This is a genomic window from Colwellia sp. PAMC 20917, assembly GCF_001767295.1.
Classification (GTDB): domain Bacteria; phylum Pseudomonadota; class Gammaproteobacteria; order Enterobacterales; family Alteromonadaceae; genus Colwellia_A.
On the sequence record NZ_CP014944.1, the window covers coordinates 3,667,496 to 3,684,546 of the forward strand.

Below are 17,051 nucleotides of genomic sequence, written 5' to 3' on the forward strand. Positions count from 1 at the left end.
ATATTGAATCGTTTTTCTCGCTAACTAAAGTCAGCGGGTAATTATACAACAGTATTTATTTATCGTTTATCGTTTATCGATAAAAATAGATTGATAAGCATGTTTTTTCTGCTACATTAGGCTTATTGAATAAATTTAGGTTATAAGTTTTATGTTAGCGCATCATAGGATCAGCAAAGTAAGTAAAATAGTTAGGGCACTCGTTGCGCTATTTGTTGTTATGCAAGTTTTCAGCTTTACGTTTTTATTACTATTTGGGGTTAATAATGAAGGCACCTTTGAGCTAACTGACAATTTTTCATTTATTTCTTCAGCGGCCAATATCGACTTTTCAGGTAGTTGGGAAAATTTAGCGTTAGCCTTAACCGATGAAGGTTTTAACGCTTTGCTTATACTAGGCAGTGCAGATTTGTTGCCAAGCCTTTTAATTTATTGGTCTTTGTTTAAGTTATTTGGTTTATATCAGCAGGGTTTAGTATTCACTGTCGCCAATATTCAATGCATTAAAAATATTGGTACTGTGCTATTAGCTTGGATTGCCTTAAAGCTTCTTTATCCGATAGTGGTGACCTTAGTATTACGATTTTCAGGAGCTTCTGATACGTTATCGTTATACATAAGCTTAGGCTCTGATGAGTTAAGATTTTTATTAATTGGTTTAGTGATATACGTGATAGCTTGGATAATGAGCGAAGCGACTAGCTTGCATCAAGAGCAGGAGTTAGTTATCTAGTGGCTATGATTATAGAACTGGACGTTATGCTAGCAAAACGTAAAATGAAATTAAACGATCTTGCTTTGTCAGTAGGCATAACGCCACAAAACTTATCTGTACTTAAAAGTGGTCGAGCAAAAGCGATACGGTTTTCAACGCTTGAAGCCATTTGCCAAACACTAGATTGTCAGCCAGGCGATATTTTACTTTATGAAAAAGATCAATAAACAAGGAATGAAGATGAACAAATCTATAGCGATAATGATTACCTGTGGAGCCTTAGTGAGTCACCTAGTAAGCTTTTCGGCAATAGCAACTGATGAGGAATCGTATGCTTTTGTTGGTTTTGGTCTAAGCCATTATGATAATTTAGCTAACTTAGCCTTAAGTGAGACTCAAATTGATCTTGTTCCTGAAGTTTATCTTGGTGTAGGTAAGCGTTATCAATTGAATGACGACTGGCAGCTAGCGACAGAGGTTTCAATTCATTATGCCAAAGCACATTTTAGTGGCTTAGCTGAAAATGTTGACGCCAATCATTTATCTAAAGAACGGCAAGTTTCTTCGGGTAATTATCAATCACTGGGATTATGGGCAACTTCTCGTTTTAACTATGTTAGCTTAAGTGATAATGTCTCACCATTTATTGAACTAGCCCTTGGCGCGGTGCAAACGAACCAGAGTGCACTTTTTGGTGAAGAAAAAAATCAGCAAATTGCTTATAAAGCAATCGCTGGTCTAGAGTTTGAGGTAGCTGACAAAATGACTTTTTCTATTGGCGTTGGTCTTTCAGACAACGATGACCACCTGTAAATAAGTCGATGCTATTATTGATATTGCTAAGATTGAGCTGCCTTGTTGGTGGCTTTTTTTCTGTCTTTAATATAGTAAAACCAAGTTACTGCAAAGAGTATGGCAATAAAGGGCATACTCGTAAGAACTACTGTATGCCAACCCGCTTTAAATAAAACCCAACCAGCGAGTAACGATGCAGTTGCTTGTAAACCAAAAATAATAAAGTCATTAATTGCTTGTACTTTGTGTCGTTCACTCGGCTTATAACTTTGCGGCAGTAAGGTTGTACCAGTCAAAAACAAAAAATTCCAACCTATGCCTAATAAAATCAGTGCCCACCAATAGTGCATAACCTGCTCGCCAGAAAGTGCCACAACAGTGACTAACGCATAAATCACTGTGCCAATTAACATTAAGCTTTTCAAGCCGATTCTTTTTACTAACCAAGCGGTAAAAAGTGAAGGGATAAACATCGCGGCAATATGGCTTTGAATTACCCATTTTGTCTCGTGTAAGCTATGACCGCTCATCTGGTGCATGCTCAAGGGGGTTGCTGTCATTAAGTAACTCATTAAGGCAAAACCAATGGCCGCTGATAATATTGCAATAATAAAAATAGGTTGTTTGATAATTTCACTCAATGGGCGAGTGTCGCCCACTTGTTGATGAGATTCAATCTGGGTGTTTTTAAAATTCAGCATAATAATCATCGCACAAACGATTAATCCGGCTAACACTAAAAATGAGCCAGCATATCCATAGGGAGATGCTAACCAATCTTTCGCGACTACGGCTATTTCAGGGCCTAGAAAAGCGGAAAAAATGCCACTTAGCATTAAAATCGACAACACGGTTGGAATATCTTTATCGTCCTTAATACTCTCAATTGCTGCAAAACGTAATTGCTGGATAAATGAGGTACTAATACCAAAGAGTAAACCAGCAAAGACAAAGAGTTCAAAGTTAGCAATAAGTGCAGAGACCATTGCCGTTAAGGTCGCAACTAAACCAACACTATAACCGGTAAAAATCGCAAAGCGGCGACCTTTATTTTTTGCCAACATAGCCGCGGGAATAGCACCACAGGCTACCCCTAAAATCATCACGGTAACGGGTAGGGTCGCTAAAGAAGGATCACTTGCCATACGGGTCGATAATATACCGCCAATAAAAACAATCACCGGTGATGCCGCCATAACAAGGGGTTGGGCAATAAAAAGAAGCCAAATGTTTTTAGGTAAAGTGAAATATCGTGATAAGAAAAAAGCGCTGACAATGAGTAAGGCTAAGGTAATAAAAATATTGGATAACATAGCGATTCGTTTTGATAATTATTCTTGGACTATCATAGCGTATTATTTTTAGTGACGAGAGAATAATTTATCTTGGTTTTTATGCTTCAACTGATAAACTGCCTGCGTTGAAAATTAGCTAAACATTGTTTTAAGGTTGTTATGAAATTTAGTCCACTGGTTCAAGAATTAATCAACTCACTTAAATGTTTACCGGGTGTTGGCGCTAAATCGGCGCAGCGTATGGCGTTTCATTTACTTGAACGTAATCGTATTGGCGGCGCTAAGCTTGCGGGTACATTAAAAGTGGCGATGGAAAATATTGGTCATTGTTCACAATGCCGAAATTTTACTGAAGATGATACCTGTGAAATTTGCCAAAGTGCTAAGCGGCTTATAAACCAGCAGCTCTGTATTGTTGAAAGTCCAGGTGATGTTATTGCTATAGAACAAACCGGGGAATTTCAAGGACGTTATTTTATTTTAATGGGGCACTTATCGCCGCTAGATGGTATTGGACCGGATGATCTTGGCTTAGATATATTAGAGAAACAGCTGGCAACAGATCAGTTTAAGGAAATTATTTTAGCAACCAATCCAACGGTTGAAGGAGAAGCTACCGCACATTTTATTGCCGAACTGGCTAAAAAATATCAAGTGGTTATTTCTCGAATTGCCCATGGTGTGCCTGTTGGTGGTGAACTTGAATATGTTGACGGTAACACCTTATCTCATGCTTTATCAGGACGTAAGAGCTATTCATTCTAATCTTGAGTAAATTTATGCTTTGAACACATATTCAAAGCATATTTTTAAATTTATTTTACCTAAGAAACATCACATTCCCTTGAAATAATTTCTCTTAGCCCCACATGTTATCTATCAACGTGAGCATCATATTTGCATGTTCTCTTTTAAACACCGATAAATGTAGGATATATTTCAAATGTCAGAAACAGGCCAAAAAGAAAATCATCAGTTTGCAACTGATAACGCTAAATTACTTAAATTAATGATCCATTCACTTTACTCAAACAAAGAAATCTTCTTACGTGAGTTAGTGTCAAATGCGGCCGATGCTGCTGACAAACTTCGCTTTAACGCACTATCAAATGCTGATCTATACGAAGGTGATGGTGATTTACGCGTACGTGTTAGTTGCGATAAAGAAAATAATACGCTTACCATTTCTGATAATGGTATTGGTATGACGCATGATCAAATTATTGATCATTTAGGTACTATCGCTAAATCAGGTACGGCTGAGTTTTTCTCGCAACTTTCTGGCGATCAAGCTTCAGACTCACAACTTATTGGTCAATTTGGTGTTGGTTTTTATTCAGCATTTATCGTTGCAGACTCAGTAACTGTGCGTTCTCGCGCTGCTGGTGTTGATGCATCCGAAGGTGTTGAATGGACAAGTGCTGGCGAAGGTGAATTCACCACAGCTAAAATTTCAAAGACTAATCGTGGTACCGATATTATTCTTCACTTAAAAGAAGAAGAGCAAGAATACGCTGACGATTGGCGTTTAAAATCAATAGTCACTAAGTACTCAGATCATATTTCTGTTTCTGTTGAAATGCTAACACCAGCAGTTCCTGGTGTTGAAGCCGTTGCTGAAGTTAAAGATGACGAAGACAATGTTACTGTTCCAGCTGCTGAAGCCGTTGCTGAAGTACCTGCCAAATGGGAACCTGTCAATAAAGCCACTGCATTGTGGACTCGTGAAAAATCAGAAGTTTCTGATGACGAATATAAAGAATTCTACAAGCATGTATCACATGACTTTGGCGACCCACTTGTCTGGGAGCACAATAAAGTAGAAGGTAAAACTGAATATACATCATTACTTTATATTCCAAGCAAAGCGCCATTTGACATGCATAACCGTGAAAAACAACATGGTTTAAAGCTATTTGTTCAACGCGTATTTATAATGGACGACGCTGAACAGTTTATGCCTACATATTTACGTTTTGTAAAAGGTTTATTAGATTCAAATGATTTACCGTTAAACGTTTCTCGTGAAATTTTACAAGATAACAAAATTACCCAAGCGATCCGTAAAGGCTGTACTAAACGCGTACTTAAAATGCTTGAAAAACTAGGTAAAAAAGACAAAGAGCAATACCAGTCATTTTGGAACGAGTTTGGTCAAGTATTGAAAGAAGGCCCAGCAGAAGATCAAGGTAATAAAGAGCAAGTTGCAAACTTATTACGCTTTGCCTCAACAGAGCATGATACTGCGGTTCAAAGTGTTTCAATTCCTGAATACGTAGAACGTATGAAAGAAGGACAAGAAAAGATTTACTATGTTGTTGCAGACAGCTTTGAAGCGGCTAAAAACAGCCCTCATTTAGAAGTTTTCCGTAAAAAGGGCATAGAAGTATTATTAATGTCTGACCGTATCGATGAATGGTTAGTGAGCCACTTAACAGAAGTTGATGGCAAGCAATTACAATCGGTCACGCGTGGTGGTTTAGACCTAGGTGATATGGAAGATGAAGAGTCAAAACAAGCACAAGAAAAACTTGAGCAAGAGTTCGATTCTGTTGTTACCCGTATTAAAACATCATTAGCTGGTAAAGTGAAAGATGTTAAATTGTCGCAACGTTTAACTGATTCTCCAGCTTGTATCGTTGCCGATGAGCACGACATGAGCAGCCAAATGATGAAGCTTATGCAATCAGTTGGACAAGAAGTACCTGACGCATTACCTATCTTCGAAATCAATGCAGAGCATGAGTTAGTAAAACATGTTGCTAATGAAACTGATGATGAAAAATTCAATCAGTGGACGCAAGTATTGTTTGAACAGGCGATGTTAGCTGAGCGTGGTAGCTTAAAAGACCCAGCAAGTTTTGTTGCACGTTTAAACAAATTAATGTTGAGCCTTACTAAGTAAGCTTTTAATATTTCTTAGTGTACAGATTAAAAAAAAGGAGCTTCGGCTCCTTTTTTATATCTAATTCAGTCTACTTTATTTGTGGCTTTATTTAACAGTGTTTGTAGTTGCTCAACACTTTTATAACCATGACTCAAGGAATATTGGTCACCGCGAACGATCATCACCGCTGGAAATCCTCTAAAAGTAAGCTGCTCACCTTTGTTATCTTTAAGATCGTCAAAAACAAAACTTGAAAGCATAAAGTTGATAGTTTCTCTAACAGGAATAAACTGCTCATTCAATATTTTAGCTAGAGAGGGATCTGTAAAAACATCTTTTTCCATTGCTGCACAGGTTGTACAAAAGCGCATTTTAGCAAAGACAAAAATTGGTTTTGTTGAGTCCATTGCACGCGCGTCTTGATAACTATGCCATTCAACTTGAGTGGTATATAAAGTTGATGAAATACCCGCATAGAGGCTAGGTATTAAAATAATGGCGGCAATTATTGCGATAAAAAATTTATTCATGGGCTTTTCGATAATATAATTGAACAAGTACCCACTAGACCCACTATCTAAGTATATGCTTTCATTTGAGTTCATTAATTTAAAGCTGAACGTTAATACTCAACGCAATATCAAGATGAACGCTAGCAGAGCCTGTTATTTTGACCTATAACAATTATCTTATCTCACCATAAAATTGGCATTATCGTATCGGTTATTTGCAGCCTAAAGGCATTAAAAGTTAACTAAGCATGTAGTAACCATAAGTTACTTCTCTCTATAGGTAATGGCGTTAATTTTTAAAGTTCAGTTATCAATATCACTGGCTTTATTGGTCTGGGCACTTGTTAAAAATTTTTGCAATAGTGTATAAATTTCCTGAACGTCAATGGGCTTGCCTAAACAATCATCAAATCCTGCTTGTCGGTACTTTTTAATATCGTGGGCCATAACATTCGCCGTTAAGGCAATAATTGGGATATTTGGATTGCTTTTTTTAATCGCCTTACACGCTTCAACGCCATCCATATTTGGCATTTGAATATCCATAAAAATTAAATCAGGTATTAGTTTGCCGATTTCTGCTATTGCCTCTATGCCATCATTTGCAATACGAATGTTTGCTTTAGTCGGGCGTATAACAGCATTAAATACTTTTTGATTTATTTTGTTGTCTTCTGCCAATAGAATATCGAATCCCTGTGCCTGTGGGGCTTGCGTTTTTTTCAATGCTAACTTGCTATGACTTTTCAACGTAGTTTTCTTTAATGGCAATACCACACTAAAAATAGAGCCAACATTTTCTTCACTAATGACGTTAATGTCACCCCCCATCAAGTTTGTTAATTGCTTGGCAATAGACAGACCTAGACCCGTACCACCATAATTTCTTGTTGTGGAAGTATCTGCTTGTTCATAACGGATAAAAAGTTTTTTAATTTGAGCTGGTGATAATCCAATTCCCGTGTCTTTGACTTCGAAAACCACTTTCTCATCTTTCTCCATAAGCGTTATGCTAACTTCACCTTTAGGGGTAAATTTAAGCGCATTAGAAATTAAATTGACAATAATTTGTCTTAACCTTATCGGGTCCGTTAACCAGTAAGTACAAAGATCTTCTTCTATAGTAAAAATTAAGGTAATACCTTGTTGCTCTGCTAAAAAAGACAGTTCTAAAATAATAGATTTGAACAGTTCACCAATGTTGGTTGGCAGCGATTCTAAGCTAATATTGTTTGATTGGATTTTAGATAAATCTAAAATATCATTAATAATTGTAATGAGATTTTTAGAGGAAATAATGCCGATATCAACTAATTCTTTTGATGAGTCAGATAAATTTTCTTGTTTTAATACTTGTAGTGAGCCTAAAACACCATTCATTGGTGTGCGGATCTCATGACTCATGTTTGATAAAAACTCGCTTTTAGCTTGATTCGCCTTTTCAGCTTTCATCGTTGCTTTTTCGGCATCTATCTTAGCTTCTATTGCCAATGATTTTGCCTCACGCAAACCGACCTCGGCTTTAACTCTTGTTTCTACTTCATGTTTTAGTTTTAAATACATTTTGTATTGAAAGATAACTAAGATAAAAATAATAAATAATACCGTCGCCAATGTGATACTGGCTTGTTCAGACTTCAATAACAGTTGTTCGACAACTATTCTGCTTTTTTGTTCTTCATCAATGACTTTCTTGAGGGTATTCCTAACATCAATAATATTATTTTGCTGGTTGGTTTTTATTGTTAAGTATTTTTTCCACCAAAATTTATCTTGCAAAGCTTTTGCCTTGCTATAGTCCTTACTGTTAAAGGCGAGTATTGATTCAATTTCTATAAATTCATCAGGGGTAGCTAAGTCGGGTTGAGCATCAAAGTAGTGCTTTGCTACATCGAAATAATACCGTGACATTTGCTCGTTTTGTTCAGTTGCATAATAAAATGACAATACAGTATTTAACCAAGCCTGCCAAAATTCATCATCAGTGGTAACTGATTTTATATAGCTTATTGTTTCAGTAGGAACATTTTCTTTAAGCCGTGCTTTATTATCTAAGTAGGCTAATAAAAGTAGCACTTTACTGCTTTCATCTGTTTCTTCTTTGGCGAGTTTTAGTAACTCATTAGCCACACGATTGGCAATAATAATTTCGTTAACACCGGTTAAATGCCATTGTAAATTATATAGAAAAGACGCTTTATTAATAACGTAATTATGTTTGTTTGATGAGCGTAATAACCGCAGAGTTAAATTAACATATTCATTTGCATCTTTAGAAATAGCAGAGAGTGCCCAAAGCATGGCAAATTCTTCGAAAGAATAATTTGATTGTCCAATTATTTTTTGCAGGCTATTACGCAGTATCTGATTTTCTAAAATAGGAAAATCTTCTCTAATAGCTGTCATGGCTAAGGCTATATCATAATGAATTTTTGCGCGCTTGCTTATTAATGTTGGATAAAGTGTACTTAATTTTTTATGTGCGACGTCGGATGAGTCTTGTAAGTTTACTTCTCCGACGATTAAATAAATAGCGGCAATATTTTTCGCACTTTTATTTTTAATCTGCTCGGCTAAAATACTGAGACGTTGACTACAAATTTTTACCTCACTGTATTGATCGGCAAACATGCTATAAACACAAGATTGAATCAATAAGTTTATTTTTTGGTTATCGTTATCAATACTGGCCAGGCGAGGAAATAGTTTTTCTTGAAAATAGTCTGTTGAATATTGTTGTTGGTTTAACAAACTTATTATTTCATCAACATCTTCACCCACTATGTCTTGTGCAACAACAGAAGTTATCGTTAATAAATTCGCGACAAGGCAAAATATAATAATAAAAAAAGAGTTTCTACAACATCTATGTATCTGATTCATTGCTGCTTTCCATAAGGCTGATCGCGGAACTACATGTTATTACCACATAAATTTATATAGTTAATACTGTCAACAAGCAATAGGGGTAACCACCTAGAAGCGGTTATTAAAAGTATGCTTAACGCTTTATTTTATATATAAAATATATTGAGTGTGAATAAATTAATTTTTTACACTCAACCACAATGACTCATCAGTAGGTTACAACGCAAGCTTTACCTTTACTGATCCTAATAAAGGTAAGGCACTGAGTGTTTAATCATTTTTTTGGCTGCTCTAAGCTACATGATTAACGTATTGCGTATCTATGGAAATCTCACAGTAGAAAAGGGTCATTTAAATTTACTTATTACCCAAGTGCTAGGAGATTATATTTTTATCGCAAGTTTTTTCTTTATAGTAAGTAAGACTCATTAGTCCTTATTTGCTTGTCTCTTTGTTGATTATAATTTTGGGTATTATCTTTAAATGCCTTATATCACCTCGATAACCCCATAGACTTTAGTATAAAAAATAGCTTTTTAGTGCCTTTTTTGATGATAGAGCGGTAATGCTACTTGTCTGACTACAATTGAACTTGTATAGTGTTGCACAATCGAAAAAATACTCATTTGGCTGTTATATTCGAGACGTTTTGACACCAGTACAACAGCCTAATTAGTATATTAAACATATAAGGCAATATTTTATGCGCATTATTTTATTAGGTGCTCCGGGCGCTGGCAAAGGCACTCAAGCACAATTCCTAATGGCTAAATTTGGTATTCCACAAATTTCTACGGGTGACATGTTACGTGCTGCTATTAAAGCAGGTACTGACCTGGGTAATAAAGCTAAAGCAGTGATGGATGCTGGACAATTAGTTTCTGATGATCTGATTATTGGTTTAGTCAAAGAACGTATTGCACAAGATGATTGTAAAGCAGGTTTTTTGCTTGATGGTTTTCCTCGTACAATTCCACAAGCAGATGCGATGAAAGATAACGGCGTTTCAGTTGACAGTGTCGTTGAATTTGATGTTCCTGATGAAGTCATTGTTGATCGCATGAGTGGTCGTCGTGTTCATGCCGGTTCTGGTCGTGTTTATCATTTAGTTTATAATCCGCCTAAAGTTGAAGGTAAAGATGACGATACCGGTGAAGATTTGTCTATTCGTCCTGATGATGAAGAAGCCACAGTCCGCAAACGCCTGGGTATCTACCATGAGCAAACTAAGCCGTTAGTGGCTTATTATCAAGATGAAGCAAAAGCGGGTGCATGTTCGTATTTAACGATTGACGGCACTAAGCCTGTAGAAGAAGTCAGTGCTTTACTTGCTAACGAATTAAATTAACTCGGTTGATGTTATAAGCCCTTTATTAACAAGTAACTAATAACGAGCTTATAAATACCTAACAAAAAATTCGCTTCGGCGAATTTTTTTGTTTTTATTGGCTGAGAAAAATAGACAGGGTAATTTTTCTTAAAATAATGGCCTTTTAGGCTATCAAAATTAATTTTAAAACGTAAACTATATTCCCTCATCTATAAATATAAGAAGAAATTTCATGGTAGTAAGTTTATCGATAACAGGGCTCTACACGAGTTTGTTGGCGCTTTTATTTGTTGGTTTAGCCATCAATATTATTCGCCTACGTTTACAGTTTAAAGCCGGTATTGGTGACGGTGGTCATCAACCCCTTGCCAAAGCAATTCGTGTACATGGTAACTTTGCTGAGTATATTCCTATGGCGTTGATAATGTTGGGTATTTATGAGGTTAACGGGGCGAGCCCGATAGTACTGCACGCCTTAGGTGCGATATTATTTATTGGCCGTATTCTGCACGCCGTAGGACTTTCAAAAACTACTGGGGTTTCTAAGCAGCGTCAAATAGGCATGTTATCACTATTCCTTGTTATGCTTATTCTAGCCGTTGAAAATATCCGCTTATTTATTACTGCAATTTAGCGGGTACTACCCTCTTTTGAACTAATACATAACATAACTCAAATAAGCATGCATACTGCAATGCTTATTTGAGCGCTATGCCTGTGCTATGCCTGTAATAACAACGGTTGAAAATATCTGCTTATTTATTACTGCAGTTTAGCAAATGCAGCCCTCTTTTGAACTAATACATAACATAACTCAAATAAGCATGCATACTGCAATGCTTATTTGAGCGCTACGCTTGTAATAACGGTTTAAAACACCTGCTTATTTATTGGTCAGCTTTTAACATAGCGATGTGCGGAATATCATCTTCGAGATACATGGCAGAGACACGTTCAAAACCGTGATTGCCATAAAAGCTTTCAAGGTGCTCTTGGGCTGATATTTTAATTTGTTGATCTGGAAAATATTGCTGACAAACGGTTAACGCCTCAGCCATTAACTGGTGACCCAAACCTGTCCCTCTCGCATGACTTGCAACAATAACTCGGCCAATAGCAATATAGTCTTGGTAACTTTGGCCCTTTGCTAAAATACGCAAGTAGCCGGCGATCTTACCCTCTAGGTAACAAAAGAGGTGAATGGTATCTTTGTGCCGGTCAATATCATCAATATCAGCATAAAAACAAGTTTGTTCAACCACAAAAACATCAATACGAAGCTTTAATATTTCATACAGTTCATCGATATTGAGCGCTTTAAAATGCTTCACTTGCCAAGCTATTTTCATTAAACCTTACCTATTGTGATTATCAGGAAACAGTTTATTTTTTCATGATTTATCTACTAGGTAAAGTTAATAACAGCCATTTTATTAATTAGCAGGGTTACTTTATTAGCAAAGCCAATGCTCAAGATAAGCTTACTGGCTTTAATAGTGAGATATTATAAATATTAAATATCTAACGCATTAATAGCTAGTTTCATCAGAAGACGTCCTCAGATAATGAGTCATATTGGCATAATACCTAGATTTAGTGGTGAAGTACCTGTAAGTAGCCATGATAACTTTTACTGATTAAATAATTTGAAATTTCTTGTCGATATTCATTAACATCTATGTGAGGGAACTCGATATACATCGTTTCTTTTAAAGATATCTCATCAAGAAAGAGTATGTAACCTAAAGGTAAGTAGGTGGGGGAGAAGTTATTTTTAAAGATTGTTATGCGAATTTCAGCAGCGCTATAGTATTCTTTGCACCCAAAATCACGTTCTAGTGTTGGCAATAATTTTGTGCCATAACTTTTTATTGACCAGTATTTAAACATTGCTATTCCTTAGCTGTTTTCAATATCCATTTTCTGCTGGAAAAATATACGCTCTTCTGTGTAAATGTCAATAACAATAATGAATTACTGAGTTTTTTATCATGTAGAATAAGGGCTGTAGGACATAATATGCAGATAGTACAAAGATTAGTTTAGGTTTAATATTTTGACTTTATCAGGGCTTACAAAAAAACCGGCTTGTGTAAAAGCTTGTACAATTCTATGCTGACTTCGTAATTTCTTTAACCCGATATTAATGGCTTTAAATGCGATTTTTCCGTGAGGGTGTTTTGTACTAATAACAAAGTGGCGACTGTCTTTGAGCTCTATAGCAACACTTTTTACCGGCACTAAATGAATTTTATCCATGGTAAAGGATTGATCAGGTGTCGAATTAAAAGGCATTAATAAGAAGTCTATCCAACCTAGGTTTACCATGCGAGCTTGGCTTAGCCACTCATCTTCTTGGATCAGCTCTTTTAAAGACAATAACTTTAACGTTTGCCAGTCAGTACGCCATTTTGGCGTAGAAACGCCAGCAAATTTTTGACATCCCGACCATTTAAGAAGGTCATATAATCTTGGTAAACATCATCACGAATGAAGATTAAGATATCTTCTGCTTTTGTAAGGGGACTAAATAATGAACTCTGTATAAAGAGCAAGAGCAAGGGCAGAAGAATAGTGAGTAATTTTGTAACTATTTTTAATATCATGAGTGTTAAATAACTCTATATCGGGCGCGTATAAAAATCTTTTTCTAAATTATTTATCCTTAGACGTAAAGTTGAGTATAACCGCTTAATTAAAGAAAGATAGCTGTTGATAAAGCGTTTTATAAACAACTATCTTAAAGTTAACTCAGCTTATTTGTTATGTCGTTTTTGTAGTACTGCCATCACCTCAGACACTTCAATATTTTTATCTTGAAGTAAGACGAGTGTGTGGTAGAACAAATCAGCACATTCACCAAGTAAGTCTTCTTTGGTTTCAGCAACCGCAGCAAGTGCAACCTCAACACCTTCTTCGCCAACTTTCTGTGCTATTTTAGTGGTGCCTCGCGAAAATAAATGCGCGGTATAACTGCTTTCAGGATCGCAACCTTTTCGACTAGCAATCACTTGCTCTAATTCACTAAGGAAGTTTTGCTGAGTTAATTTTTGTTCAGGAAAACATGACTCAGTTCCTAAATGGCAGCTTGGTCCCAGTGGTCGACAAGCAATTAACAAACTATCGTTATCACAATCAGTTAAAACCTGACTAACATTGAGAAAGTTTCCTGACGTCTCACCTTTCACCCAAAGTGCTTGTTTTGAACGACTAAAAAAAGTCGCTTTACCCGTTGTTAACGTTGCCTTGAGGGAGGCTTCATTCATATAACCTTGCATTAAAACGGCACCCGTATCTTGATGCTGAATAATTGCTGGTATTAAGCTTTCCATTTTAGCCCAAGCTAATTCATTGATGTTCTCTAGGGTAACTAGCATAATCTTATCTCTATATTTTGATTCTTCAATGTTTGTTTTAATTGGTTTATCTCAATGATACCTTTATGAAAAACACTTGCAGCAAGTGCGCCATCTACATCGGCTTGTTTGAAAACGTCAGCGAAATGCGATGTTTCACCGGCACCGCCTGATGCTATCAAAGGAACATTACACACCGCACGTGCTTTTTGTAATTGCGCAAGATCATATCCTTGGCGAACACCATCTTGATTCATACAATTTAAAACGATTTCACCTGCACCACGTTGCTGAACTTCTTTGATCCAATCAAAGGTTGTCCACTTGGTTTGTTGAGTGCGATTTTCATCTCCAGTAAATTGATAAACTTGATACAACCCCGTTTCTTTATCATAAAAACTGTCAATGCCGACAACAATACATTGCTGACCAAAAACATCAGCCAAACGAGAAATCAAATTAGGGTCACGCAAGGCAGGTGAGTTCACTGATATTTTATCTGCGCCCATCATTAAGATTTCTTTTGCGTCTTGCTCTGTTTTTATACCACCGGCAACACAAAAAGGAATATCGATGACTTCAGCAATACGGCTAACCCAGCTTTTATCAACCACTCTATTATCTGAGCTGGCGGTAATATCATAAAAAACTAATTCATCAGCACCTGCGGCTGCGTATTTTTGGGCGAGTGGTACAATATCACCAATAATTTCATGGTTTCTAAATTGGACACCTTTAACAACTTTGCCATCACGTACATCGAGACAAGGTATAATTCTTTTTGCTAACATAAAACTTCAACCTTTGTACTTTGCTTAGACAATAAAAAATTCACGGTTTCAAACCCATAATTTAAGCGTTTGGCCAGCATGCAATTGCCTCCTCAAGCGTGAATTTACCTTCAAGTAATGAACGACCTAAAATAACACCGCTAACACCAGTTGGAATTAAAGCCTTAATATCGTCAAGGCTGCCAATACCGCCTGAAGCTTGCCATTTAATGTCAGGATATTTTGCGCAAACCTCGCGATACAAATCTACATTGGTGCCTGTTAACGTGCCGTCTTTACTGATATCAGTACAAAGTACGTGTTTTATGCCAGCGTTTTGGTATTGAGCAAGTAGGTCTTCTAAATTAACGCCACTGTCCTCAATCCAACCGTGTGTAGGGAGTGTTTTATTGCCAGCAGCATCAATTTTAATATCTAGTGCTAAGACAATTTTTTCACATCCATAGGTTTTTAACCAATGAGTAACAAGTTCAGGTTGTTTAATCGCTAAACTCCCAATGACTACACGGTCTGCACCTAATGCCAGTAACTGTTTAACATCGTCTTCACAACGTATTCCACCACCGACTTGAATCGTCATCGTTGGATGTTTGACGACGGTCTTTAAGGTTTCTAGTTGACGCTTCGTTGAGTCTTTAGCGCCGTCTAAATCAACGAAGTGCATTACGGTTGCGCCTGATTTAGCATAGGCTTGCTGGCGCTCTTGCACTGTGTATTGGTAATTTGTTTTTTGACTGTAATCACCTTGAAATAATCGTACGACTTGACCATCGATTAGATCAATTGCTGGGATCATCATAGGGCTAACTCCAAAAAATTCTTAATAATTTTACTGCCTAATTTACTTGAACGCTCAGGATGAAATTGACAGCCAATAAAATTATCTTTGGCAATCACCGCGGAGAAGCTAGAGCCATATTGACAAGTTGCTAAGGTGTATTCACTTATTGGCGCGGCAAAGCTATGAACAAAGTAAAAGTAGTCACCTATATTTATCCCTTTAAATACCGGGTGATCGCCAACAGATGTTAATGTGTTCCAGCCCATATGCGGTAATCTATTATTTTCAGCATTGAGCGGTATAATATCGGTATGAATAATACCTAAACAGTCAACTTTTTTGCCATCGCTACTTTCTACTGACGAGTCACACATTAACTGCATACCTAAACAAAAGCCCAACACGGGTTGAGTTAAGTTTTGCAAGGTTTCAACCAGTCCTTTAGCGCGAATGTTTGCCATAGCATGTTTTGCTGTGCCAACACCTGGCAGTATCACTTTGTCGGCATTTTTAATAAGAGTAATATCGTCAGTGATGGTCACTTGAAAGCCTAAACGTTCTACAGCAAACTTAACCGAAGAAAGATTGGCACAACCAGTATCAACAATAACGTTCATCATTGCTTTTTCAACAGACATCACAGGGTACCTTTCGTGCTAGGTAGCACATCACCACTTACCGTAATGGCTTGACGTAATGCTCGACCAAACACTTTAAATAAACTCTCTACTTGGTGATGGCAATTACCTTCGGTTGTTGAAAGGTGCAGGGTAATAGCCATAGAGTCAGCAAGTGAACGGAAAAAGTGTGAAACCATTTGCGTCGACATATTGCCTACTCGGTTATCAGTAAAATCAGCATCAAATTCAAGCCACGGACGCCCCGATAAATCGATAGAACATTCAGCTCGACATTCATCCATCGGCAGCACAAAGCCAAAACGACCGATACCACGTTTGTCGCCCAATGCTTTCCTTAGTGCTTGACCAAGTGCCAGTGCGGTATCTTCAACGCTGTGGTGCTCATCAATGTGGTAATCACCATCGACACTGACCTCCAATGAAAAACCACCATGGGCAGCAATTTGCTCAAGCATGTGATCGAAGAAGCCTAATCCGGTGTTAATTTTTACCGTACCGACTTTATCTAAATTAACCGCAACGTTAATATTGGTTTCTTTAGTGGTACGAACAACTTTAGCTTCACGTTCTTGTTGGTTCAATAATTGTGCTGAAATTGCCAACCAATTTAAGCTTTCTTTGTTATATTTTATGCCGCGAATACCCATGTTAGCAGCAAGTTGTATATCGGTATCACGATCGCCAATCACAAAAGAGTTTTCGAAGTTTACTTTTCCTTGCTGTAAGTAATCACTTACTAAGCCAAGTTTAGGCTTACGACAACTGCAATTCTCATTGTCAAAATGCGGACAAAGTAACACATCGTCAAATATAACGCCTTGTGAGGAAAAAATATCCATCATCTTGTTATGAGGTAAATCAAAGTCGGCTTGTGGATAACTAGTCGTTCCTAAGCCATCTTGGTTTGACACCATAACTAAGCGGAAACCCTTTTTTTGCAGTGCTAATAACACTGGAATAACGTCAGGCTCAAAAACCAATTTCTCAAGTGTATCTACTTGCTTATTAGAAACCGGTTCTTCAATTAAAGTGCCATCTCTGTCGATAAATAGTATGTTTTGTTTTTTTGTATTGAGCATT

General features: G+C 37.0%; 18 protein-coding genes. 7 read left to right on the forward strand and 11 right to left on the reverse strand.

The window, feature by feature from the left end; all coding sequences use genetic code 11:
- Positions 1-151: 151 nt before the first annotated feature.
- Genes A3Q34_RS15715 through A3Q34_RS15725 form a run of 3 tightly spaced genes read left to right on the forward strand, consistent with a single transcriptional unit; the run spans position 152 to position 1,528 of the window.
- Positions 152-733, forward strand: coding sequence for a DUF2975 domain-containing protein (locus A3Q34_RS15715; protein ID WP_070376210.1), 582 nt, complete (start codon positions 152-154; stop codon positions 731-733).
- Complete coding sequence (locus tag A3Q34_RS15720; RefSeq protein ID WP_070376211.1) at positions 733-942, forward strand: helix-turn-helix domain-containing protein; 210 nt, start codon at positions 733-735, stop codon at positions 940-942. The genes A3Q34_RS15715 and A3Q34_RS15720 overlap by 1 nt, the downstream gene beginning before the upstream one ends.
- Before the next feature lie 13 nt (positions 943-955).
- A complete protein-coding gene (locus A3Q34_RS15725; protein ID WP_197517605.1) occupies positions 956-1,528 on the forward strand; it encodes an outer membrane beta-barrel protein in 573 nt (190 codons plus the stop codon).
- 26 nt (positions 1,529-1,554) lie between these two features.
- Here the strand turns inward: A3Q34_RS15725 and A3Q34_RS15730 are convergent, their stop codons facing one another.
- Positions 1,555-2,823: an MFS transporter gene (locus tag A3Q34_RS15730; protein WP_070376213.1), complete on the reverse strand. Its 1,269-nt coding sequence runs from the start codon at positions 2,821-2,823 to the stop codon at positions 1,555-1,557.
- Between the two features lie 141 nt (positions 2,824-2,964).
- Between A3Q34_RS15730 and recR the strand changes: the two genes are divergently transcribed.
- Together recR and htpG are read left to right on the forward strand one after the other, a co-directional pair.
- Positions 2,965-3,570: a recombination mediator RecR gene (gene recR / locus A3Q34_RS15735; RefSeq protein ID WP_070376214.1), complete on the forward strand. Its 606-nt coding sequence runs from the start codon at positions 2,965-2,967 to the stop codon at positions 3,568-3,570.
- Positions 3,571-3,748: 178 nt separating this feature from the next.
- The gene (gene htpG, locus A3Q34_RS15740) at positions 3,749-5,710 is read left to right on the forward strand and encodes a molecular chaperone HtpG (protein ID WP_070376215.1); all 1,962 of its coding nucleotides are present in this window, start codon (positions 3,749-3,751) and stop codon (positions 5,708-5,710) included.
- 65 nt (positions 5,711-5,775) lie between these two features.
- Here htpG and A3Q34_RS15745 read toward each other — a convergent pair whose 3' ends face one another.
- Both A3Q34_RS15745 and A3Q34_RS15750 read right to left on the reverse strand, forming a co-directional pair.
- Complete coding sequence (locus A3Q34_RS15745; protein WP_197517606.1) at positions 5,776-6,222, reverse strand: thioredoxin family protein; 447 nt, start codon at positions 6,220-6,222, stop codon at positions 5,776-5,778.
- 285 nt (positions 6,223-6,507) lie between these two features.
- Positions 6,508-9,087, reverse strand: a complete 2,580-nt coding sequence (locus A3Q34_RS15750; protein ID WP_070376217.1) for an ATP-binding protein — start codon at positions 9,085-9,087, stop codon at positions 6,508-6,510.
- Positions 9,088-9,775: 688 nt separating this feature from the next.
- On the opposite strand from A3Q34_RS15750, the gene adk reads away from it, so the two are divergent.
- Positions 9,776-10,420, forward strand: a complete 645-nt coding sequence (gene adk / locus A3Q34_RS15755) for an adenylate kinase (protein ID WP_070376218.1) — start codon at positions 9,776-9,778, stop codon at positions 10,418-10,420.
- A 214-nt stretch (positions 10,421-10,634) separates the two neighbouring features.
- Complete coding sequence (locus tag A3Q34_RS15760) at positions 10,635-11,036, forward strand: MAPEG family protein (RefSeq protein WP_070376219.1); 402 nt, start codon at positions 10,635-10,637, stop codon at positions 11,034-11,036.
- Between the two features lie 253 nt (positions 11,037-11,289).
- Here A3Q34_RS15760 and A3Q34_RS15765 read toward each other — a convergent pair whose 3' ends face one another.
- From A3Q34_RS15765 to hisB, 8 genes are all read right to left on the reverse strand, one after another.
- Positions 11,290-11,751 (reverse strand): GNAT family N-acetyltransferase, encoded by a 462-nt coding sequence (locus A3Q34_RS15765; protein WP_070376220.1) that lies wholly within the window; start codon positions 11,749-11,751, stop codon positions 11,290-11,292.
- A 244-nt stretch (positions 11,752-11,995) separates the two neighbouring features.
- On the reverse strand, positions 11,996-12,292 hold the full coding sequence (locus A3Q34_RS15770) for a hypothetical protein (protein ID WP_070376221.1): 297 nt from the start codon (positions 12,290-12,292) through the stop codon (positions 11,996-11,998).
- A gap of 147 nt (positions 12,293-12,439) precedes the next feature.
- The gene (locus A3Q34_RS15775) at positions 12,440-12,781 is read right to left on the reverse strand and encodes a hypothetical protein (protein WP_070376222.1); all 342 of its coding nucleotides are present in this window, start codon (positions 12,779-12,781) and stop codon (positions 12,440-12,442) included.
- 377 nt (positions 12,782-13,158) lie between these two features.
- The gene (gene hisIE, locus A3Q34_RS15785; protein WP_070376224.1) at positions 13,159-13,779 is read right to left on the reverse strand and encodes a bifunctional phosphoribosyl-AMP cyclohydrolase/phosphoribosyl-ATP diphosphatase HisIE; all 621 of its coding nucleotides are present in this window, start codon (positions 13,777-13,779) and stop codon (positions 13,159-13,161) included.
- Positions 13,773-14,549, reverse strand: coding sequence for an imidazole glycerol phosphate synthase subunit HisF (gene hisF, locus A3Q34_RS15790; protein ID WP_070376225.1), 777 nt, complete (start codon positions 14,547-14,549; stop codon positions 13,773-13,775). The genes hisIE and hisF overlap by 7 nt, the downstream gene beginning before the upstream one ends.
- Positions 14,550-14,610: 61 nt before the next feature.
- Complete coding sequence (hisA, locus tag A3Q34_RS15795; protein ID WP_070376226.1) at positions 14,611-15,348, reverse strand: 1-(5-phosphoribosyl)-5-[(5-phosphoribosylamino)methylideneamino]imidazole-4-carboxamide isomerase; 738 nt, start codon at positions 15,346-15,348, stop codon at positions 14,611-14,613.
- On the reverse strand, positions 15,345-15,968 hold the full coding sequence (gene hisH / locus A3Q34_RS15800; protein WP_231907369.1) for an imidazole glycerol phosphate synthase subunit HisH: 624 nt from the start codon (positions 15,966-15,968) through the stop codon (positions 15,345-15,347). The genes hisA and hisH overlap by 4 nt, the downstream gene beginning before the upstream one ends.
- Positions 15,968-17,050 carry a bifunctional histidinol-phosphatase/imidazoleglycerol-phosphate dehydratase HisB gene (gene hisB / locus A3Q34_RS15805; protein ID WP_070376227.1) on the reverse strand — a complete coding sequence of 361 codons (1,083 nt, stop codon included), beginning with the start codon at positions 17,048-17,050 and terminating at the stop codon, positions 15,968-15,970. The genes hisH and hisB overlap by 1 nt, the downstream gene beginning before the upstream one ends.
- Position 17,051 lies beyond the last annotated feature (1 nt).